The 20,543-nt window shown below is 60.4% G+C and carries 18 protein-coding genes; 10 read left to right on the top strand and 8 right to left on the bottom strand.

Features of this window, described 5'->3' with window-relative positions; all coding sequences use genetic code 11:
• The first annotated feature begins 184 nt into the window (after positions 1 to 184).
• From kdpB to FHT93_RS26055, 5 genes are all read left to right on the top strand, one after another.
• Positions 185 to 2,245, top strand: coding sequence for a potassium-transporting ATPase subunit KdpB (gene kdpB / locus FHT93_RS26075; protein ID WP_112969060.1), 2,061 nt, complete (start codon positions 185 to 187; stop codon positions 2,243 to 2,245).
• A gap of 12 nt (positions 2,246 to 2,257) precedes the next feature.
• Positions 2,258 to 2,827, top strand: coding sequence for a potassium-transporting ATPase subunit KdpC (kdpC, locus tag FHT93_RS26070; protein WP_112969059.1), 570 nt, complete (start codon positions 2,258 to 2,260; stop codon positions 2,825 to 2,827).
• Positions 2,828 to 2,891: 64 nt separating this feature from the next.
• Entirely contained in the window at positions 2,892 to 5,603 is a 2,712-nt protein-coding gene (locus tag FHT93_RS26065; protein WP_183850140.1) for a sensor histidine kinase KdpD, read from the top strand.
• A complete protein-coding gene (locus FHT93_RS26060; protein WP_112969057.1) occupies positions 5,600 to 6,292 on the top strand; it encodes a response regulator transcription factor in 693 nt (230 codons plus the stop codon). The genes FHT93_RS26065 and FHT93_RS26060 overlap by 4 nt, the downstream gene beginning before the upstream one ends.
• A 29-nt stretch (positions 6,293 to 6,321) precedes the next feature.
• On the top strand, positions 6,322 to 6,777 hold the full coding sequence (locus FHT93_RS26055; protein ID WP_112969056.1) for a PTS sugar transporter subunit IIA: 456 nt from the start codon (positions 6,322 to 6,324) through the stop codon (positions 6,775 to 6,777).
• 90 nt (positions 6,778 to 6,867) lie between these two features.
• Here the strand turns inward: FHT93_RS26055 and FHT93_RS26050 are convergent, their stop codons facing one another.
• Positions 6,868 to 7,881 carry a porin gene (locus FHT93_RS26050; protein WP_112546227.1) on the bottom strand — a complete coding sequence of 338 codons (1,014 nt, stop codon included), beginning with the start codon at positions 7,879 to 7,881 and terminating at the stop codon, positions 6,868 to 6,870.
• A gap of 356 nt (positions 7,882 to 8,237) precedes the next feature.
• Between FHT93_RS26050 and FHT93_RS26045 the strand changes: the two genes are divergently transcribed.
• The 5 genes from FHT93_RS26045 (at position 8,238) to FHT93_RS26025 (ending at position 13,023) form a co-directional block, all read left to right on the top strand.
• Positions 8,238 to 9,263: a sulfate ABC transporter substrate-binding protein gene (locus FHT93_RS26045; RefSeq protein ID WP_183850138.1), complete on the top strand. Its 1,026-nt coding sequence runs from the start codon at positions 8,238 to 8,240 to the stop codon at positions 9,261 to 9,263.
• A gap of 8 nt (positions 9,264 to 9,271) precedes the next feature.
• Positions 9,272 to 10,129: a sulfate ABC transporter permease subunit CysT gene (cysT, locus tag FHT93_RS26040; RefSeq protein WP_183850136.1), complete on the top strand. Its 858-nt coding sequence runs from the start codon at positions 9,272 to 9,274 to the stop codon at positions 10,127 to 10,129.
• Positions 10,119 to 11,006, top strand: coding sequence for a sulfate ABC transporter permease subunit CysW (cysW, locus tag FHT93_RS26035; RefSeq protein ID WP_112969055.1), 888 nt, complete (start codon positions 10,119 to 10,121; stop codon positions 11,004 to 11,006). The genes cysT and cysW overlap by 11 nt, the downstream gene beginning before the upstream one ends.
• 10 nt (positions 11,007 to 11,016) lie before the next feature.
• A complete protein-coding gene (locus FHT93_RS26030) occupies positions 11,017 to 12,057 on the top strand; it encodes a sulfate/molybdate ABC transporter ATP-binding protein (protein WP_112546223.1) in 1,041 nt (346 codons plus the stop codon).
• Positions 12,058 to 12,216: 159 nt separating this feature from the next.
• Positions 12,217 to 13,023 (top strand): cell wall hydrolase, encoded by an 807-nt coding sequence (locus FHT93_RS26025; protein ID WP_112546222.1) that lies wholly within the window; start codon positions 12,217 to 12,219, stop codon positions 13,021 to 13,023.
• 20 nt (positions 13,024 to 13,043) lie between these two features.
• Here the strand turns inward: FHT93_RS26025 and pepT are convergent, their stop codons facing one another.
• The 7 genes from pepT to FHT93_RS25990 form a co-directional block, all read right to left on the bottom strand.
• Positions 13,044 to 14,276, bottom strand: a complete 1,233-nt coding sequence (gene pepT, locus FHT93_RS26020; RefSeq protein WP_183850134.1) for a peptidase T — start codon at positions 14,274 to 14,276, stop codon at positions 13,044 to 13,046.
• Positions 14,277 to 14,413: 137 nt separating this feature from the next.
• A complete protein-coding gene (gene ugpC, locus FHT93_RS26015; RefSeq protein WP_183850132.1) occupies positions 14,414 to 15,472 on the bottom strand; it encodes a sn-glycerol-3-phosphate ABC transporter ATP-binding protein UgpC in 1,059 nt (352 codons plus the stop codon).
• Positions 15,473 to 15,476: 4 nt separating this feature from the next.
• Positions 15,477 to 16,307, bottom strand: a complete 831-nt coding sequence (locus tag FHT93_RS26010) for a carbohydrate ABC transporter permease (RefSeq protein ID WP_112969050.1) — start codon at positions 16,305 to 16,307, stop codon at positions 15,477 to 15,479.
• Between the two features lie 3 nt (positions 16,308 to 16,310).
• On the bottom strand, positions 16,311 to 17,246 hold the full coding sequence (locus tag FHT93_RS26005) for a sugar ABC transporter permease (protein WP_113014450.1): 936 nt from the start codon (positions 17,244 to 17,246) through the stop codon (positions 16,311 to 16,313).
• 94 nt (positions 17,247 to 17,340) lie between these two features.
• The gene (locus FHT93_RS26000; protein WP_112546217.1) at positions 17,341 to 18,603 is read right to left on the bottom strand and encodes a sugar ABC transporter substrate-binding protein; all 1,263 of its coding nucleotides are present in this window, start codon (positions 18,601 to 18,603) and stop codon (positions 17,341 to 17,343) included.
• Positions 18,604 to 18,640: 37 nt separating this feature from the next.
• A complete protein-coding gene (locus tag FHT93_RS25995) occupies positions 18,641 to 19,807 on the bottom strand; it encodes a PLP-dependent transferase (RefSeq protein ID WP_112546216.1) in 1,167 nt (388 codons plus the stop codon).
• Positions 19,804 to 20,526 carry a FadR/GntR family transcriptional regulator gene (locus FHT93_RS25990; RefSeq protein WP_112546215.1) on the bottom strand — a complete coding sequence of 241 codons (723 nt, stop codon included), beginning with the start codon at positions 20,524 to 20,526 and terminating at the stop codon, positions 19,804 to 19,806. The genes FHT93_RS25995 and FHT93_RS25990 overlap by 4 nt, the downstream gene beginning before the upstream one ends.
• Between the last annotated feature and the right edge of the window lie 17 nt (positions 20,527 to 20,543).

The raw sequence follows: 20,543 nt of genomic DNA, 5'->3' as shown, positions 1-20,543 counted from the left end.
GCTCCGAAAAGCCTTCCATCCACGTCCCGGTCTGCCGGGGCGTGGAGCCCAGCGGATGCCGCGCGCCTCCGACATCATCCTGGTGATGATGGCAGGCCTGCTCGTCGTCGTCTGCGTTCTCAGAATTTTACAGGGCTGACCGGCAATCCGGTTCGCCATCCTCGTTTCAAAGCTGGAGTCTCTTATGAGCCAGGCAAAATCCGCGAGCATCCTCGATTCTCGCATCCTCATTCCGGCCGTGGGCGCTGCTTTCACCAAGCTCAACCCGCGCACCCTTTCCAAGAACCCGGTCATGTTCGTCGTGGCCACGGTCTCGGCGCTGACCACAGTCCTGTTCCTGCGCGATCTCGTTTCAGGCAACGGCAATCTCGCCTTTTCCTTCCAGATCAACCTCTGGCTCTGGTTCACGGTGCTCTTTGCCAACTTCGCCGAAGCCGTCGCCGAAGGCCGGGGCAAGGCGCAGGCAGACTCGCTGCGCAAGGCGCGCACCGAGACCCAGGCGAAGCTCCTGACCGCCAACAACGGCACCGGCTACCGCATGGTGCCTGGCACCAGCCTGAAGGTCGGCGATCTCGTTCTCGTCGAAGCCGGTGATATCATTCCCTCTGACGGCGAAGTCGTCGAGGGTGTTGCCTCCGTCAATGAAGCGGCCATCACCGGCGAATCCGCCCCTGTCATCCGTGAATCCGGCGGCGACCGCTCGGCCGTAACCGGCGGCACGCAGGTTCTCTCCGACTGGATCCGCGTGCGCATCACGGCGGCGGCAGGTTCGACCTTCCTCGATCGCATGATCTCGCTTGTCGAGGGCGCCGAACGTCAGAAGACGCCGAACGAAATCGCGCTCAACATCCTGCTTGCCGGCATGACGCTGATCTTCGTTCTCGCCACGGCGACGATCCCGAGCTTTGCGGCCTATGCTGGCGGCTCGATCCCGATCATCGTGCTCGTTGCCCTCTTCGTCACGCTGATCCCGACCACGATCGGCGCCCTGCTTTCGGCGATCGGTATTGCCGGCATGGACCGTCTCGTCCGCTTCAACGTGCTCGCCATGTCCGGCCGCGCCGTAGAAGCTGCCGGTGACGTCGACACGCTGCTGCTTGACAAGACCGGCACGATCACGCTGGGCAACCGCCAGGCCACCAGCTTCCGGCCGGTACGCGGTGTCGCCGAACAGGATCTCGCCGATGCGGCGCAGCTTGCCTCGCTCGCCGATGAGACGCCCGAGGGCCGCTCCATCGTCGTGCTCGCCAAGGAAAAATACGCGATCCGCGGCCGCGACATGGCAAGCCTGAAGGCCACATTCGTACCCTTCACAGCCCAGACCCGCATGAGCGGTGTCGATCTCGAAGGCTCGGCGATCCGCAAGGGTGCCGTCGATGCTGTTCTCAACTACGTCAACGGCGATGCTTCCTCGAAGAACGGAGCCGAAATCGTGCGTGAACTGCAGTCGATATCGGACGAGATCGCCAAGGCCGGCGGCACGCCGCTCGCCGTTGCCCGCGACGGCAAGCTGCTCGGCGTCATTCAGCTCAAGGATATCGTCAAGGGCGGCATCCGCGAGCGCTTCAACGAGCTGCGCCGCATGGGCATCCGCACCGTCATGATTACGGGTGACAACCCGATGACAGCCGCCGCCATCGCTGCCGAAGCCGGTGTCGACGACTTCCTCGCCCAGGCAACGCCTGAAAACAAGCTGCAACTGATCCGCGAGGAACAGGCCAAGGGCAAGCTTGTCGCCATGTGCGGCGACGGCACCAACGACGCTCCCGCTCTGGCTCAGGCCGACGTTGGTGTGGCGATGAACACCGGCACGGTCGCAGCCCGCGAAGCCGGCAACATGGTCGACCTCGACAGCGACCCGACAAAACTCATCGAGATCGTCGAAATCGGCAAGCAGCTCCTGATGACCCGCGGCGCGCTGACGACTTTCTCGATCGCCAACGACATCGCCAAGTACTTCGCCATCATCCCGGCGATGTTCCTGACTTTCTACCCGCAGCTCGGCGTACTCAATATCATGGGTCTCGCCACGCCGCAGAGCGCCATCCTGTCGGCGATCATCTTCAATGCGCTCATCATCATCGCCCTGATCCCGCTGTCCCTGAAGGGTGTGCGCTACCGCCCGATCGGCGCCGGTGCGCTGCTTTCCCGCAACCTGCTGATCTACGGTCTCGGCGGCATCATCGTCCCCTTCATCGGCATCAAGGCGATCGACATGGTCGTCGCATCCCTCGGCCTCGCCTAAGGAGTTACAACAATGCTTAGAGAACTTCGTCCGGCAATCGTCATGATCGTTGCCACCACGGCCATCACCGGCCTCCTCTACCCGCTAGCCATGACAGGTGCCGCACAGGCCATCTTCCCCTACCAGGCTAATGGGAGCCTCGTTGAAAAGAACGGGCAGGTTATTGGCTCCACGCTGATCGGCCAGGCCTTTACCAGCGACAAGTATTTCCATGGCCGTCCGTCCGCTGCTGGCGATGGCTACAATGCAGCGGCGTCCTCGGGCTCCAACCTCGGCCCGACCAGCCAGAAGCTGATCGACCGCGTGAAGGGTGACTATGAGGCTGCCAAGGCGAGCAACCCGAATGCCGAGGTTCCCGTCGACCTCGTCACCGCTTCGGGTAGCGGCCTCGACCCGCATATTTCGCCCGATGCCGCATACTTCCAGGTACCGCGCGTCGCCAAGGCCCGCGGTATCGATGAAGCCAAGGTCAAGGCGCTGGTCGATGCAGCCGTTACGGGCCGCGAACTCGGCCTGCTCGGCGAACCGACCGTCAATGTTCTGGCGTTGAACCAGAGCCTTGATGCTTCTATGACTCAGTGAAGGTTGAGAGCCCCGGAACGCTGCAATGCGCGCCGGGGCTTGCTCGTGAAGAAAGACCGAACGCATGCCAGACGACAACCGCGACCAGGCCGGCAGGCCCTCGCCCGATGCGCTTCTCGAAAAGGCCCGGGCGGAGTCGCGCGGACGCCTGAAAATCTTCCTGGGCGCGGCACCCGGCGTCGGCAAGACCTATGAAATGCTGGTCTCCGGCCACGCCAAGATCGCCGATGGCCTCGACGTCGTGATCGGCGTCGTCGAAACCCATGGCCGCAAAGAAACCGAGGCGCTGCTTGCCGGTTTCGAAATCATTCCGCGTGTGGAGATCGCCTATCGCGGCCAGTCGCTCGAAGAAATGGATCTCGATGCCATTCTCGCCCGCAAGCCCGATCTTGTTCTCGTCGACGAACTTGCGCATACCAATGCCGAGGGCAGTCGCCATCCGAAGCGCTATCTCGACGTCAAGGAATTGCTCGACCGTGGCATCGATGTCTATTCGACGCTGAACATCCAGCATGTGGAGAGCCTGAACGACGTCGTTTCGCAGATCACCCGCATTCGGGTGCGTGAGACAGTGCCGGACTCCGTGATCGACGTGGCTGACGACATCGAGATCATCGACCTCACACCCGACGACCTCATCAAGCGCCTTCACGATGGCAAGGTCTATGTGGCAAAGACCGCCGAACGCGCGCTGACCAATTATTTCACGCCCGGCAACCTGACGGCGCTCCGCGAACTCGCACTGCGCAAGACCGCCCAGCGCGTCGATGACCAGCTGCTGAGCCATATGCAGGCGCATGCTATTTCCGGCCCCTGGGCTGCCGGCGACCGTGTGCTGGTGTCGATCGACGATCACCCACGCTCTGCTTCTCTGGTCCGCTACGCCTCACGCATGGCTGCGCGTCTGCGTGCCCCCTGGGCGGCCGTCTATATCGAGACCAACCGCTCCATCAATCTCTCGGAAACGCAGCGTGATACGATTGCCGCCACGCTCCGGCTTGCCGAGCAGCTTGGCGGCGAAGCGATCACCATTCCCGGCCGCGAGGTGACTGAGGAGCTGGTGCGTCACGCCACCGCGAACAACGTCACCCACATCGTCATCGGTGCGCCGAAAAAGCCAACATGGCGCGAATGGTGGTGGAACCCCTCCATCACCGACGAGCTGATACGGTGCGCGGGCGATATCAGCGTCCATGTGATTTCCGGCAACGAGAAAGATCCGGCCGCGCAGCGTGGCGTAAAGGCGGCGCCGAGCACGGCTGCGTTGGACTTCCGGGCTTACGCACTTTCAACGCTCTACGTCGCCATTGCGCTTGTTGCCGGCGTGGTGCTCGATCAGGTGCTCGACGTTCGCAATCTGGCGCTCGTCTTCCTGATGGCGGTGCTGACATCGGCCGTCATCCATGGCCTCAGACCGGCGCTCTATACCTGTATCGTCAGTGCCCTCTCCTTCAACTTCTTCTTCCTGCCGCCGCGCTATACGTTGACGATCAGCGATCCGGAAAGCGTGCTCGCGCTCTTCTTCTTCCTTGGTGTCGCCGTCATCGCCTCCAACCTGACGGCAACCGTCCAGCGGCAGGCGGCCGCGGCCCGGCAAAGAGCGCGCACGACGGAAGACCTCTATCTCTTTTCCAAGAAGCTTGCCGGCACCGGCACGCTCGATGACGTCCTCTGGGCGACTGCCTTCCAGATCGCCTCAATGCTCAAGGTGCGCGTCGTTCTCCTCCTGCCGGAAGATAATTCCATTGCCGTCAAGGCCGGTTATCCACCTGACGATACGCTCGACGATGCCGATATTGCCGCCGCCCGCTGGGCCTGGGAACATAATCACGCCGCCGGTCGCGGCGCTGATACCCTGCCCGGGGCCAAGCGCCTCTATGTACCATTGCGTACCGGTCGAACGGCCGTTGGCGTCATCGGCCTCGACAGTGACCGTCGGGACGGACCGCTGCTGACGCCGGAACAGCAGCGGCTTCTCGATGCGCTTGCCGATCAGGCGGCACTCGCCATCGAACGCGTGCAACTCGTTGCTGACGTCGATCGGGCCAAGCTTGCGGCCGAAGCAGACCGCCTGCGCTCTGCTCTGCTGACATCGATCTCCCACGATCTCAAGACGCCACTTGCGGCGATCCTCGGCGCGTCCGGCACACTGCGCGATTACTTTGATTCGATGTCGGCGGAGGATCGGACAGATCTTCTGTCGACGGTCGTCGATGAATCCGAACGTCTCAACCGCTTCATCGCCAATCTGCTTGACATGACGAAGATCGAGTCCGGCGCCATGGAGCCGAACTATGCGCTGCACTATGCAGGAGATATCGCAGGCAGCGCGTTGCGCCGGGCTGCAAAAATTCTCGATCATCACAGGACGGAAATGACAATCCCTGCCGACCTGCCCATGGTCCGCGTCGATCCCGTTCTCTTCGAGCAGGTCCTCTTCAACCTTCTCGACAATGCCGCCAAATACGCGCCCGAAGGCTCTGTCATCCGCATCGAAGGTTGGGCGGATGCCGATAATGTCGTCGTACAGGTCTCCGACCAAGGCCCGGGCATTCCTCCTGCAGACCTCAACCGTGTCTTCGACACGTTCTACCGCGTGCGCAAGGGCGATCAGGTGCGCGCCGGCACCGGCCTCGGCCTCTCCATATGCCGCGGCTTCATCGAGGCGATGGGTGGGACGATCACAGCCGGCAACCGGACAGACAGGTCCGGCGCCGTCTTCACCATCCGCCTTCCAAAACCGAACGACATTCCAAAATTGGATGAACTCAAATGACCGGTTCAGCCGTCAAGATTCTCGTCGTCGATGACGAGCCGCCAATCCGCAAGCTTCTGCGCGTCGGCCTCACCGCACAAGGCTACGAAGTCCAGGAGGCCCCGAATGCCGGTGCCGCCCGCCAGTCCGTCAAGGATGATCAGCCCGATCTCATAGTGCTCGATCTTGGCCTTCCCGACATATCTGGCCACGACCTTTTGCAGGAATGGCGCGAAGACGGGCTCACCATGCCTGTCGTCATTCTCTCGAGCCGTACCGACGAGGCCGGCATCGTGAAGGCGCTGGAAAGTGGTGCCGACGACTATGTGACGAAGCCCTTCGGCGTCAACGAACTCGGTGCCCGTATCCGCGTGGCGCTTCGCCACCGGCTGCAGCAGCAGGGTGAGAAGGCGATCTTTCAGACCGGCGGGCTGTCGATCGATCTCGTCAAGCGCATCGTCAAGGTCGACGGCAGGGAAATCAAGCTGTCGCCGAAGGAATACGACATCCTGCGCGTGCTCGCCCAGCACGCCGGCAAGGTGCTGACACATCAATTTCTTCTGAAGCAGGTATGGGGGCCGGCCGCGGACGTGCAGTATTTGCGCGTCTATGTGCGCCAGCTGCGGCAAAAGGTCGAGCAGATTCCCGACCAGCCACACTATATCACCACAGAGACCGGCGTCGGCTACCGGCTCCGTGAGCCTGACTGATACCTGCCGAAAACAGCATCGAGAATGTAATGAACCTCTCCAATATCATCCGGCCGGAGCACACCTTCATTGGCCTGTCGGTGACGACCAAGTGGCGCGCGCTGCAGACGATTTCCGAAAAAGCCGGCAAGGCCTTCGGCATTGACGGCCAGAGCGTGCTGAAAGCGCTCGAATCCCGGGAGAAGCTCGGCTCCACCGGCATCGGCAACGGCATCGCTGTTCCTCATGCAGCCATCGACGGCATGACGAGCCCGCGCGGTCTCTTGATCCGCTTCGCCCAGCCGCTGGACTTCGATGCGATCGACGATATCCCGACGGACATCGCCTTCGTGCTGCTCTTCGGGGAAAACAATCGTGGGGAATATCTGAACGTGCTCGCCGCCATCGCCCGCAGGCTTCAGTCGGATGGCGTCCTGGCGGCCATGCGCAAGGCGAAAAGCACAGATGAATTCTATTCGGATTTCATCGCGGATTCACGCGTCTGAAGAGAAATTCGCTTCGCGCTTCCGACCTTCTCCCCGCCATGGCGGGGGGAAGGCAAATCGAGGACAAGGGGCCGCTCCGGCCCCTTTTTATTAGAAGTCGCGCTGGAAACGGAGGAAACCGAAGGTTTCGTCGTCGCCGTCTTCTTCGTCGTGATACTGGACGCTGAGCTTGCTGCGCAGATTGTCAGCAATCCGGTAGTCGATGGTGACGCCGGTCGTATAAGCGCTGCCGCCGCTGAAGTCGCCGTCAGCATCGATATCGATCTTGTCGAAGTACTGGAAGGCCGGGGTGACGGCCCACTTGTCGGTCAGCTTGATCTTGTACTCGGCTGCGACCGTCCATTCGGACGCTTCGTAGTAGTAGTTAGCGCCACTGGCCCAGATGCCAGCGAGGCCGAGAGTGCCTGGACCGATATCGGCATAAACGATAGCGCGGATGGCGCCTTCTTCGTTATCCGTATCGTAACCACCAAGCAGGTAGCCGCTGAATGCGCCACTCTTGAACGAGACCTGGGCTGCAACGCCGAAGTTGTTCGGGCCTTCACCCGGCTTCTCGACATAGTCTTCTTCAAGTTCGTCGACCGAGACACCGGCTGCGAAGCTGTCGGTCTCGTACTGATAACGGATCGAGTTGTGGGTCGTCTCGTTGCTCGAGAGCGTGTCCGTCTCGCCGCTCAGATCGTCGTCCCACCAGCTGTACAGCTTACCAGCGCGGAAGCCGGCGATGTCGATATAGCCTTCATCGAGCAGGGTTTCCTGATCGGTGGCGTTGTCAGCGTTGGTACGCAGCGTGATAACGCCCGTGAGCGTGCCGTACTCGGTGTCGTTCTTGGTCTGGAAGGTAACCTGACCGCGAGTCCAGAAGTTCACATCGGAATCACCCGAGACGTTCTGGCCAAAACGAACTTCAGTACGGATGTAACCGCTGATCTGAAGGCAGGTTTCGGTGCCCGGGATGTAGAAGTAGCCAGTCCCGTAGGCGTCGCAAACGCGAACATATTCTACGGGCTCCGGCTCGGCGGCGACGATAGCGTCGGCTGCATGTGCTCCGGAAACCGCTGCAAGGGCGGCAACAGAGCCAAGAAGGATAGTTTTAATAGACATCAGAAAGACCTTTTACGGTTTGAAAGAGGCAAGCAGTGTTTCAAGGACACCCCCACCATCGGTCGCCGAATCCCAACGACCGGAAGGCCATGTAGGCACTCGAAAGCGTCACCGCTGCAAAACAAGACTAAAAATCGACACACGAATGTCACTTTCCGGCTCGAACTGTGGCAGAAAAATCACGACTGTGGCACGGTGCCTTAATTGGCCGCGGCCAACTTGGCAGCACGTCCCATTCGCAATCTCGCACTGAAAATGGGATGGCTTTCTAAGGTTGGTCCCCGGAACCGGAACAATCTTCGTTTCATTATACGACCTAGTTGATAGAGTTTAGCGTATAACCACGGAGGGTTCCCATGCAGACTTTAAGGTTCACCCGGCTCGTCGCGGCCGCGGTCATGGCAGGTAGCGTTGCCATCGGCAGTGTCGCACCGGCATTCGCCGACCAGACGCTTCTGAACGTGTCCTATGACCCGACACGCGAATTGTATAAGGATTTCAACGCCGCCTTTGCTGCGAAGTGGAAGGCTGACACCGGTGAAGCCGTGACGATCCAAGCCTCTCATGGTGGTTCCGGCGCACAGGCGCGGTCGGTCATCGACGGCCTTGATGCCGACGTGGTAACCCTCGCCCTCGAAGGCGACATCAACGCGATCGCAAAGGCCACGGGCAAGATCCCGGCCGACTGGAAGACCAAATTCCCGAACAATTCGACCCCCTATACATCGACGATCGTCTTCCTCGTCCGCAAGGGCAACCCGAAGGGCATCAAGGATTGGAGCGATCTGATCAAGGACGATGTGCAGGTCATCACGCCGAACCCGAAGACTTCCGGCGGCGCCCGCTGGAATTTCCTTGCCGCCTGGGCATGGGCAAAGCAGGCGAACGGCGGTGACGAAGCCAAGGCGCAGGATTATGTGACCAAGCTCCTCCAGCACGTTCCGGTTCTCGACAGCGGCGCACGTGGCGCGACGACCACATTCGTCCAGCGCGGCCTCGGCGATGTTCTGCTTGCCTGGGAAAACGAAGCCTATCTCTCGCTTGAGGAACTCGGTCCCGACCAGTTCGAGATCGTGACCCCAACCTTCTCGATCCGCGCCGACCCGCCGGTCGCAATCGTTGACGGCAACGTCGATAAGAAGGGCACCCGCAAGGTCGCGGAAGCTTACCTGAACTACCTTTATTCGGACGAAGGCCAGAAGATCGCTGCAAAGCACTATTACCGGCCGATCAAGCCGGAAGCAGCCGATGCGGCTGATATTGCCCGCTTCCCGAAGCTGACGCTCGCCACGATTGACGACTTCGGCGGCTGGAAGGATGCACAGCCGAAATTCTTCGGCGATGGCGGCGTATTTGACCAGATCTACAAGCCGGCCCAATAATAGGTCTTATGAGCGCACATAACCCCACACGGTGGCGGTTCAAGCGGCCGAGCGTCATTCCGGGTTTCGGACTGGCGCTCGGCCTTACCTTGATCTGGCTTACCCTCATCGTCCTTATCCCGCTGTCTGGCCTCGCCTGGCGGTCGAGCGTACTCGGCTGGGAGAAGTTCTTCGGCATTGCATTCGACCAGCGAACGCTGAGCGCCCTGCGGATCAGCTTCGGCAGCGCCTTCATTGCCGCCTGCCTCAATGTCGTCTTCGGCGTCATCCTTGCCTGGGTGCTGGTACGCTACCGGTTTCCCGGAAAGCGCATTATCGACGCCATGGTAGACCTGCCCTTTGCCCTGCCGACGGCCGTCGCCGGCATCGCGCTGACCACCCTCTATGCTCCGAACGGCTGGGTCGGGCAGTTCCTGACGCCACTCGGCATCAAGATCGCCTTCACGCCGGCCGGTATTGTCGTCGCCCTCATCTTCGTCGGCCTGCCCTTCATCGTGCGGACGGTCCAGCCGGTCATGGAAGAGATCGACAAGGAAGTGGAGGAGGCTGCCGCCACGCTCGGCGCCAATCGCTTCCAGACAATCGCACGCGTGCTGCTGCCTGGCCTTGCGCCCGCGGTCCTGACGGGTTTCGCCCTCGCCTTCGCCCGCGCGGTCGGCGAATACGGCTCGGTCATCTTCATTGCCGGCAACCTGCCTTTCAAATCGGAAATCGCCCCACTGCTGATCGTCATCAAGCTTGAAGAATATAACTATGCAGCAGCGACCGGCATCGCGGCGATCATGCTGATCATCTCCTTCACGATGCTGCTTGTCATCAATCTCATCCAGAGCTGGAGCAGGCGGAGGTACGGTTATGGCGTCTAATGCTACCTCAACCGTTTCAACCGCAGAGCCGCACAAGGTTCATTCGGCTGTCACAGAGAGCAAGGTCGCCCGTATCACGCTGGTCGTCATTGCGCTCGTCTTTCTGCTCTTGATCCTGTTCCTGCCGCTTGCAGCCGTCTTCGTCGAAGCCTTTCGCAAGGGTGCCGGCGCTTTCTTCACAGCACTCCAGGATGCCGAAACGTTCTCGGCGATCCGCCTGACGCTGATCGTTGCCGGCGTCAGCGTGCCGCTCAACCTCGTCTTCGGCATCGCCGCTGCCTGGGCGATCGCCAAATTCGAATTCAAGGGCAAGGCGTTCCTGACGACACTGATCGATCTGCCCTTTTCGGTCTCGCCTGTTATTTCGGGTCTTGTCTTCGTGCTGCTCTTCGGCGCCAACACCTGGCTCGGCCAGTGGCTGAGCGCCAATGACATCAAGATCCTGTTCGCGGCGCCGGGGCTGATCCTCGCCACCATGTTCGTCACCTTCCCCTTCGTTGCGCGCGAGCTTATCCCGCTCATGCAGGAACAGGGAACGCAGGACGAGGAGGCAGCTCTTTCGCTCGGCGCGAGCGGCTGGCAGGCCTTCTGGCACGTCACCTTGCCGAACATCAAATGGGGCCTGCTCTACGGCGTCCTTCTCTGCAATGCCCGCGCCATGGGTGAGTTCGGCGCCGTTTCGGTCGTGTCAGGCCATATTCGCGGGCAAACCAACACGATGCCGTTGCAGGTAGAAATCCTCTACAACGAATATAACTTCACCGGAGCCTTTGCGGTCGCTTCGCTTCTGGCCTTGCTTGCCCTCGTCACGCTTGTTTTGAAGACGCTGCTGGAAATGCGCTATAGCGCGGAAATCGCCGCCAGCCGGCGGCACTGAAGGAATTAGAATGGAAGTACGCGTCCAAAACCTACGCAAGGAATTCGATCGCTTTCCGGCGCTGCACGATGTCTCGCTCGATATCCGCTCAGGAGAACTGATCGCACTGCTCGGCCCGTCGGGTTCCGGCAAGACCACGCTGCTGCGCCTCATCGCCGGCCTCGAAAGCCCGACCGATGGCCTGATATTTTTCGGCGACGAAGATGCATCGAGAAAGACGGTCCAGCAACGCAATATCGGCTTCGTGTTCCAGCACTATGCGCTTTTCCGCCATATGACGGTGCTCGACAACGTCTCCTTCGGCCTGAAGGTCCGCAATTCATCGCGCCGTCCGCCGAAGGCAGAGATTCGCAAGCGGGCGCTGGAACTGCTCGATCTCGTACAGCTTTCAGGTCTTGAAAAGCGCTATCCGGCACAGCTTTCCGGCGGCCAGCGCCAGCGCGTAGCCCTTGCCCGCGCCATGGCGGTCGAGCCGAACGTCCTGCTGCTTGACGAACCCTTCGGGGCGCTCGATGCGCAGGTGCGCAAGGACCTGCGCAAATGGCTGCGCGAAATCCATGACCGCACCGGCCACACCACCGTCTTCGTCACCCACGACCAGGACGAAGCGATGGAGCTTGCAGACCGAGTCGTCGTCATGAGCCAGGGTGCGATCGAACAGGTCGGCACGCCGGACCAGGTCTATGACAGCCCCAATTCGCCCTTCGTCTTCGGCTTCGTCGGCCAGTCGAACTGCCTGCAGGTGGAAGTTGCCGGCGGCGATATCCGCTTCGAAGGGCGCTCGCTGGGTCTCAACGCCGATGGTGAAGCTGATGGCGCTGCGCAGCTCTATTTCCGCCCGCACGATGTCCGGCTCTGCGAATCGGCCGAAAACTGTATTGCCGGCCAACCGGTTGCAAGTCGGCGCGTCGCCGGTACCCGCCACATCGAACTCGACATCGGCAAGGACCGCCCGCATATCGAGATCGAGCTTCCGCCGAGCGAGGCCGACAGGCTCGACCGGTCACGCGTCGCCTTCAAGCCCACGCGCTGGAAGCTTTTCCGAAGCTGACACCGTTGCAATACCGACTCCCGCCAGAATCGTATTTTGGCGGGAACCCCTTGTTATTTTTGTTATCTGCGGTTGTTTGTATTTTTGTCACATGCCGGGTAAAACGTTTTCGCTAAGATCGAAAAGGGCTGGACTAATTCCAATAGGAGGCACCTAGCGTTGAGGGCGGAGATTTCCTTTGGAAAATCCCTGGTTGGGATTTTATTCGTAGGACTTGCGGCTGCGAGCTGCACGACAACACCGAAACCGGCGGCGCCGGCGAAAGCCAAAACAAAACAGGCTCAATCGGCAAAAGTCACTTTCAATTACACCACCAAGGATCGCGACTGCTTGAAGCGCGCGATGTACTTCGAATCGCAGCATTCGGATGAGGCTGGTTATATGGCCGTCGGCAGTGTCGTCATGAACCGACTCACTTCCGGCGCCTATGCCGGCTCCATCTGCGGCGTCGTCGCCCAGAAGAAGCAGTTTGCGCCCGGTGTCATGACGCGCGAGGTCAAATCTCAGGCGGAGCCGGAGCTTACGACCGCGGCTGACGCGATCCTCAGCGGCGAGCGCCATCCGGCGGTGAAGGACGCGATGTTCTTCCACACGGCAGGGTTGAAATTCCCCTACAACAACATGCATTATGTGACGGTCGCAGGCGGCAATGCCTTCTACGAGAAGCGTGACGAAGACGGCACGCTTGAAACGCCGCCACCGCTGCCTTCCTATGAAGTCGCGATGAACTACGTCCCGGGCGAGAGCATGCTGCCGCCGCAGTTCGAGATACTGATCCCGTCGGACGTTCCCGTCCCGATCCCGTCTCCCGATCCCGCAGCGACGGCAAGCGTCACTCCTTTGCCGATGCCCGCAGCAGCGACTGCGATCGAGCCCCAACCCGGTACGCCCATCGCCATCCCAACACCCCGCCCCGCTTATGACAGCGTGATGCTGCGTCCAAGCATTTCGGCGAACGGCACCTGAATTCAGAAGGATGAAGAGCGCTAGGCGCGCTCTTCCCAAACCCTGGCAAGCTCCACGATCGTCCTGACAGCCTTTTCCATATCCTGGCGGCTGATCCATTCGAGCGGCGAGTGGAAGGCGTGGCCGCCAGCGAAGATGTTGGGGCACGGCAGGCCCATGAAGGAAAGACGCGAACCGTCAGTGCCGCCGCGGATGCTGCCGCGCACCGGCGTCATGTCGGCCCGGCGAACCGCTTCGACAGCATTCGCAACGATCTCGGGATGGCGGTCGAGCACCGTCTTCATGTTGCGATACTGTTCCTTCACGTCGAAACGATAGGTCGACCCCGGGTAAGCCTTCATCACATCCTTGACGATCGCTTCGAGCATGGTCTCCTTTTCGGCCAGACCCGCATCGGTGAAATCGCGAATGATGAGGCTGATTGCAGCCTTTTCCATCGAGCCCGCCACCCCTGTCGGATGGATGAAGCCCTGCTTTCCCTCGGTCGTTTCCGGGGCGATCTCTTTCGGCAGCCGGTCGATAATCGCGCCTGCGATCTTGATGGCATTTTCCATCCGGTCCTTGGCAAAACCCGGATGGATTGCCACGCCGGCGATAACAATATCGACGCTATCTGCCGAAAAGGTTTCATCCTCGATATGGCCGGCGGTCTCGCCATCCATCGTATAGGCAAATTCCGCGCCGAGCTTCTTCAGATCGACCTTGTTAACGCCGCGACCAACCTCTTCATCCGGCGTGAAGAGGATCTTGATCGTGCCATGCTTGATCCCCGGATTGTCGACGAGGACTTGAGCCGCAGCCATGATTTCCGCCAGGCCCGCCTTGTCGTCTGCGCCGAGCAAAGTCGTTCCATCGGTCGTGATGATATCGTTGCCGATCTGGTTTTTCAGCTCGGGATGTTCTAAAACTCGGATCACCCGGTTTGGATCACCGGGAAGCTGAATATCCCCACCGGCATAGGCCTTCACCATCTGCGGCTTCACATTCTTGCCGGTGAAGTCAGGCGCAGTGTCCATATGCGAGCAGAAGCAGATGACTGGCACGCTCTTGTCCGTATTGGCCGGAATAGTCGCATAGACATAGCCGTACTCATCGAGATGTGCATCCGAAAGGCCGATCTCCAGGAGTTCCTGGACAAGAACCCGGCCGAGATCCTTCTGTTTTTCGGTCGTCGGCTGCGCGGACGAGGCGGGATCAGATTGCGTGTCGATGACGACATAGCGAAGAAAACGGTCGAGAACAGTGTCTGTCATAATATCCAGTCCAGCATGATCATCACCCGGTCATATAGCCATCGAAGGGCCTGTGATGAAAGTTCTTTTCCGCTGCCGGCAAGGTCGCATCACCGCTCCTTCCATTGCCTGAAGACAGGCAATTGCCCTCTCTCGGTTCAATCGACCCGGTTGCCCTCACCGTTGAACACATGCAGATGCTTGGCCGGGAAAGTGACATTGACCTTCGGTCCCGCACTCAGCGCATCACGATCAAGCGTGAAGATCTTGAATGGCAGGCCGTGCAGCGAAAGATGCAGGATGATGCCGAAGCCGGTCGGCTCGACGAGCTCGACGTCGGCGCTAATTCCGGACCCGTCATTCGTCATGGTGACGTGTTCCGGCCGAATGCCGATCGTCACCTTTTCGCCGTTCGGCAGGCCAAGCGACGTGTTGAGCGGTACGATCGTACCGTCCCTCAGCTTCGCTCCGCCTGCCTCATAACTCGCATCGAGGAAATTCATGCCCGGCGAACCGATGAAGCCCGCGACGAAGAGATTGGCGGGGCGGTCGTAAAGCTCCAAGGGGCTGCCGACCTGCTGCACGACCCCGCCATGCATGGCGACGATCCGGTCCGCCAGCGTCATCGCCTCGATCTGGTCGTGGGTCACGTAGATCGAGGTTGCCTTGAGGTCGCCATGCAATTTCTTGATTTCGGCGCGCATCTGTTCGCGCAGGCGCGCATCGAGGTTCGATAGCGGCTCGTCGAAGAGAAATGCCTTCGGCTGGCGCACGATGGCGCGGCCCATGGCGACACGCTGGCGCTGGCCGCCGGAGAGCGCCTTCGGGCGCCGTTCGAGCAGCGGGTCGAGGCCGAGCTTGGAAGCCGCACCGGCAACGGCACTCGCGATCTTCTCCTTCGCCGTCTTCCTGAGCTTCAGGCTGTAGCTCATGTTGCCGGCAACATTCATGTGCGGATAGAGCGCGTAGGACTGGAACACCATGGCGATGTCGCGGTCTTTTGGGTGCAGCTCGTTGACACGATTGCCGGCAATGCGGATTTCACCATCAGTCACCTCTTCGAGGCCGGCGATCATGCGCAGCAGTGTTGACTTGCCGCAGCCGGACGGGCCGACGAGGACGACGAATTCCCCATCCTTGATTTCCAGATCGACGCCATGCAGCACCGGGAAATGGCCGTAGGATTTCTTGATATTCTTGATGTCGATCGATGCCATGTGACTAACCCTTGACCGCGCCGGCCGTCAGGCCCTGGACGAGATAACGCTGGATGAGCAGGAAGAAGAGGCCGGCCGGGATAAGCGCCATGACGCCTGCCGCCATCATCTGCCCGAAATCCACGGAGAATTTCGAAACGAAGGTAAGAAGGCCAACCGGGAAGGTCGCCGCGTCATTGCCGTTGATCAGCATCAATGCAAAGAGCAGCTCGCTCCACGCCGCCGTGAAGACGAAGCCGAGAGTTGCCGCAATGCCGGGCAGCGTCAGCGGCAGGATGATCTGACGGAAGGCCATGAACTGGGTGGCCCCATCGATCATCGCCGCCTCTTCGAGGTCCTTCGGAATGCCATCGAAAAAGGACTGCATCAGGAAGGTCGCAAAGGGCACATTGAAGGCGGTGTAGACGATGACGAGACCGGTGAGGCTGTTCGTCAGGTGCAAGGGCGACAGAATCTTGAAGATCGGCGCCACCAGCATGACGAGCGGGAACATCTGTGTCAGCAGCATCAGCGCCACGATCCAGTATTTCGCCCGGAAGGTGAAGCGCGACAAAGCATAGCCGGACAGCGAGGCACAGATCGTCACCGTGATCGCCGTCGAAGCCGAGACGATAACGCTGTTCTTGAAGAAGGTTGGGAAGGCGCTGTGCTGCAGCACGAAACTATAGTGTTCCCAAGTGGTCCGCGACGGCCACATGCGCACGCCTTCGGTGTAAAGCAGGTCATTCGGCGTTACCGAGACCTTCAAAAGCCAGAAGAGCGGGAAAAGCGCGAAGACGACATAGACGAGGATCGCCAGACGGTGCGCGATGATGGGGAGAATGGATCGTCTCATGGCTCAATCCTTGGCCAGCAGGCTCTGCCGCAGCAGGATGATCAGCATGGAATAGGCAAGAAGCAGGACCAGCAGCACCAGCGCAATCGCCGAGGCATAGCCGAAATCGAGCCGCTTGAAGGCCTGGGTGAAGATGTAGCTTGCGACAATCTGCGTCCTGTCCGCCGGGCCGCCGCCAGTCATGACGACGATGAGATCGGCGAAATTCGAAATCCAGACGGTGCGCAGCATGACAGTGATGGCAATCGTCGGCGCCAGAAACGGCAAGGTGATCGACCAGAAACGCTGGAACCAGCCGGCACCGTCGATCGAGGCCGCTTCATAAAGATCGCGCGGGATCGCCTGAAGGGCTGCGAGCAGCGTGATGGCAAAGAAGGGAATCCCCCACCAGACATTGGCGATGATCGGCCCCCACATCGCATATTGCGGATCGGAGAGAATATTGCCCGGCTCACTCATCAGCCCGAGCCCGAACAGCCAGTGCGGGATCGGCCCGATAACCGGATTGAAAAGCCAGGCCCAGTTCAGGCCGGCAAGGAATGACGGTACCGCCCAGGGCAGGAAGACCAACGCCTGAATGACGCCCCTGCCCCAGAACGGCTTGTCGAGCAGGAGGGCGAGGATGAGACCGAAGATGAATTGCAGGATGACGGAAGCGCCGGTCCACCAGAGCGTATTCTTGAGCGCGCCGTAGAAGGCCTTGTCCTGTGCAAGCTCGCGGAAATGCTCGATCCCGACGAAGCCACCTGAAAAAGGATTGAGAAGCTGGATATCGCGGAAGGCATAGGAAACGCCGACCACCAGCGGGACCAGCATGACCGCAATGATCAGGATCAACGAGGGCGCGCTATAGAGATAAGGCTCCGAGGCATCGGCCAGGCGCCGCAGCCATGGCCGGCGGTCGTGGCGCATCTCGAGCGTGTCAGCGGTGATAGTCATTTACCCGATACTTCCCCTTGCGGCACTTCGGCGCGCCGTCTGTCGTTGCATGAGCGGCGGCGGAAGATATCCGCCGCCGTTTGCGATTTTGGCCTTACTTCTTGGCCAGGAACTTCTGCTGCGCCTTGGTGAGGTAATCGGCCCACTGATCGGCGAGATCCTTGGCCGAGATGTCACCGAGCAGCGCCTGCTGCGAGGTCTTGATCGCCATGGAATCCTTGAAGAAGGCGAATTCCTCGAGGTAGGTCGGCATGACCGTCGGGACGGTGTCCTTGTCGGCGAGTTCCTCGAACCAGCCCTTGAACTGGTCACCGGCGTAGAAGGGATCCTTCTCGGCAGCCGTATAGGCCGGCAGAGCGCCGATCTTCTTGTTCCACTCGATATTGCCTTCAGGCCCTTCGAGCGTGGCGATCAGCTTCCAGGAGAGGTCCTTGTTCTGGCTCGTCGTGAACATCGACCAGCCGCCGTAACCGATAGTCGGATAGGACTTGCCGGCCGGCCCCTTCGGCAACGGCATGACGCCGAAGTCTTCCTTCTTCATGCGCTCGGCAATGGCGATCAGCGCATCCGGATCCTGGTCGAGGAAGGCGCAGGTACCGGAATAGAAGCCGGCGACGACTTCGTTGAAGCCCCAGTTGACGCTATCCTTCGGTGCATAGCCCTTCTTGTAGAGATCGACCATCCACTCGATGCCCTTTGCCCAGCCTTCGCTGTTCATGGTCGAGGTGCCATCTTCGTTGAAGTACTTGTTGCTGCCGGCCATGGAGGCGGCAAAGATCATCCAGCCGTTCAGGCCGCCCGGACCGCCGCGCATGCAGTAGCCATATTTGCCCGGCAGCTTGGAGACGGCTTCGGAGGCCTTGGTGAAGTCTTCCATCGTCTTCGGTGGTTCCTTGACGCCGGCGTCTGCGAGCAGCTTCTTGTTGTAGAACATGGCGCGCAGATAGAAGCCGTAGGGCAGCATATAGGCGGTGTTGTTGACGTCACGGCCGAGGTCGAGCGCGCGCGGCGTCAGTTCCTTGGTGTGCTCCCACTTCGCAAGATAGGGCTCGAGGCTCTCGAGCATGCCGTTGTTGGCATAGAGCGACAGCCAGGTATCGGGCATTTCCATCACGTCGGGCACATCGCCGGCCGAAACCATGGTCGCGAACTTCTGGAAGGCTTCGTTCCAGGGCAGCGAGATGATATCGACCTTGGTGCCGGGATTGGCGGCTTCGAACTTGCCGACGATCGACTTCAGCGTTTCGGTGCGCTCTGGGCTGGTGATGACTTCGACGAGCTTCAGCGTCGTGTCCGCAAAGGCCGTGCCTGCCATCATCGTGGTTGCAAAGAGCGTTGAAAGAATAAGCTTTTTCATTTTCGGTTCCCCTCCGTCGTTGTTTGTGAGGTTTCAGTTAAGAGGCGACAGCAATCGCCTCCTCGATATCCCTCCACAGGGCCTCGGTTCCTTCGAGGCCGATATGGAGGCGCACAGATCGCGGGCTGATACCGAAGGTTTGTGCGGAATTCGGCTGTGCCTTTTGCTGCAGCACCACCTCGCCCGGTACGATCAGGCTTTCATGTCCACCCCAGCTTACGCCCAGTTTGAAAAGCTTGAGGTGATCTGCGAAGGCTCTGACATCGATGCCTTCGCGGAATATGAAGGAAAAGAGGCCCGACGTGCCGTTGAGGCCGTTGGGCAAGCGGTTGGCAAGGCCCGGATGACAGACCTGCTCGACTACATCGAGCGCCTGCAGACGCTGCGCGATCGTCATGGCCGCTGCCTCATGTGCCCGCATGCGCAAGGGCAAAGTCCGGAGGCCCCGGATCAGCAGCCAGGCATCGAAGGGAGACAGCTTGCCACCGAGATAGGGATAGGATTCGGCCTTGATGCGCGCAATCATCTCCTTCGAGCCGGCGACGATACCGGCGACGACATCGCTGTGGCCGCCGAGATATTTTGAGGCCGAATGAATGACCAGGTCGACTCCGAGCGTTATCGGCCGCTGGAAGAATGGGCTCGCCCAGCTATTGTCGATCATTGTGACCACGCCGTGCTTTTTGGCGAGTGCCGCCAGCGCGCCGACATCATGGGCTTCCATGACCCAGCTCGTCGGGCTTTCCATGTAGAAGACCTTGGCACCCGGCAGTGCCTTGGCGACCGCCTCTTCGTCACGACCGTCAACATAGGTCACTTCGACCTTCATTCGCTTCAGGATCGTGCCGAACAGCCGGAAGGCATCCGGATAGACATGCTTGACGGCGACGATGCGGTCGCCCGGTTCCACGAAGCTCAGAACGGCAGACGAGATCGCCGCCATGCCGCTTGCAAAGCCCAACGCATCTTCAGCCCCTTCGAGCTTTGCGAGCATCTCCTCGAACATGCGCACGGTCGGGTTCAGGCCACGCGTATAGATCGGCCGCACCTTTTCGCCGCGATAGGAGGCGATCATGTCGTCATAGTCGGAGAAGGTAAAAAGCGACGTCTGGAAGATCGGCGGCACGACCGCTTCGGCGAAGTTGCCTTCGTCATGGGCGGTGATCAGCGAGGCAAGGTCGAACGGTTCGAGGCCGTCAGTCATCGGGACATTTCCTTGATGTCTTCCTCGACCACGTCGAGGATTTTCAGTGTCTCACGCCGCGCCGCTTCGGTGTCCTGGGCGGCGATGGCGTTGAAAAGGGTGCGGTGAAAGGGAAAGGACCGGCGGGCAAAGTCCTGCCGGTCGAAAGGATGCGTCCAGAACCGTTCGAAGGTCTCGCGCATCTGCTCGAGAAGCTGGCGGAACAGCGGATTATGGGTGGCATCATAGACCGCCAGATGGAAGGCCAGGTCTTCCGGACCCGATGCGCCCTGGGCTATATGCACCCGCTCCATCTCGCAGAGCTTTTCCTCGATGAGCAAGAGATCCTTCGCGGTGCGCCGCCGTGCAGCCACCATGCCGGCTTCGCATTCAATGCCGCGGCGAACTTCCAGCGTCTGTAGCAGCACATCGCGCAGATGCGTCGTATCGAGTGACAGCGGCATATGAACGGTATCGCGAGAAACCGGTTTCAGCAGATAAGTTCCGCTGCCCTTGCGCGTCTCGATGACGCCGAGCGCCTGGAAATGCCGGATCGCTTCACGAATGGTGGAACGCCCGACGGCCAGGGCCGCCATCAGCTCACGCTCCGCCGGCAGCCGGTCACCCGCCTGAAGCCGGGCGTCCTCGACATAATGCGCCAGCGCATCGGTCACCTGACGCGCGCGATCCATCGCCGGAAGGGGCCGGATCACCGGCCTGTCGCTAGCATTTGCCTTCATGGTTCCCCAGGTTCTTT

It is taken from the genome of Rhizobium sp. BK379 (assembly GCF_014193955.1).
Classification (GTDB): domain Bacteria; phylum Pseudomonadota; class Alphaproteobacteria; order Rhizobiales; family Rhizobiaceae; genus Rhizobium.
The sequence above is the reverse complement of the archived record's forward strand: the minus strand, read 5'-3'. Positions and strand labels throughout refer to the sequence as shown.

Excerpts from the sequence above, each read along its gene's own strand:
- kdpC (WP_112969059.1), top strand. The coding sequence starts at position 2,258 with ATGCTTAGAGAACTTCGTCCGGCAATCGTCATGATCGTTGCCACCACG.
- FHT93_RS25995 (WP_112546216.1), bottom strand. The coding sequence starts at position 19,807 with ATGACTGACGGCCTCGAACCGTTCGACCTTGCCTCGCTGATCACCGCC.
- FHT93_RS26065 (WP_183850140.1), top strand. The coding sequence starts at position 2,892 with ATGCCAGACGACAACCGCGACCAGGCCGGCAGGCCCTCGCCCGATGCG.
- FHT93_RS26010 (WP_112969050.1), bottom strand. The coding sequence starts at position 16,307 with ATGAGACGATCCATTCTCCCCATCATCGCGCACCGTCTGGCGATCCTC.
- FHT93_RS26060 (WP_112969057.1), top strand. The coding sequence starts at position 5,600 with ATGACCGGTTCAGCCGTCAAGATTCTCGTCGTCGATGACGAGCCGCCA.
- ugpC (WP_183850132.1), bottom strand. The coding sequence starts at position 15,472 with ATGGCATCGATCGACATCAAGAATATCAAGAAATCCTACGGCCATTTC.
- pepT (WP_183850134.1), bottom strand. The coding sequence starts at position 14,276 with ATGACAGACACTGTTCTCGACCGTTTTCTTCGCTATGTCGTCATCGAC.
- kdpB (WP_112969060.1), top strand. The coding sequence starts at position 185 with ATGAGCCAGGCAAAATCCGCGAGCATCCTCGATTCTCGCATCCTCATT.
- FHT93_RS25990 (WP_112546215.1), bottom strand. The coding sequence starts at position 20,526 with ATGAAGGCAAATGCTAGCGACAGGCCGGTGATCCGGCCCCTTCCGGCG.
- cysW (WP_112969055.1), top strand. The coding sequence starts at position 10,119 with ATGGCGTCTAATGCTACCTCAACCGTTTCAACCGCAGAGCCGCACAAG.
- FHT93_RS26050 (WP_112546227.1), bottom strand. The coding sequence starts at position 7,881 with ATGTCTATTAAAACTATCCTTCTTGGCTCTGTTGCCGCCCTTGCAGCG.
- FHT93_RS26000 (WP_112546217.1), bottom strand. The coding sequence starts at position 18,603 with ATGAAAAAGCTTATTCTTTCAACGCTCTTTGCAACCACGATGATGGCA.
- FHT93_RS26030 (WP_112546223.1), top strand. The coding sequence starts at position 11,017 with ATGGAAGTACGCGTCCAAAACCTACGCAAGGAATTCGATCGCTTTCCG.
- FHT93_RS26055 (WP_112969056.1), top strand. The coding sequence starts at position 6,322 with ATGAACCTCTCCAATATCATCCGGCCGGAGCACACCTTCATTGGCCTG.
- FHT93_RS26045 (WP_183850138.1), top strand. The coding sequence starts at position 8,238 with ATGCAGACTTTAAGGTTCACCCGGCTCGTCGCGGCCGCGGTCATGGCA.
- cysT (WP_183850136.1), top strand. The coding sequence starts at position 9,272 with ATGAGCGCACATAACCCCACACGGTGGCGGTTCAAGCGGCCGAGCGTC.
- FHT93_RS26005 (WP_113014450.1), bottom strand. The coding sequence starts at position 17,246 with ATGACTATCACCGCTGACACGCTCGAGATGCGCCACGACCGCCGGCCA.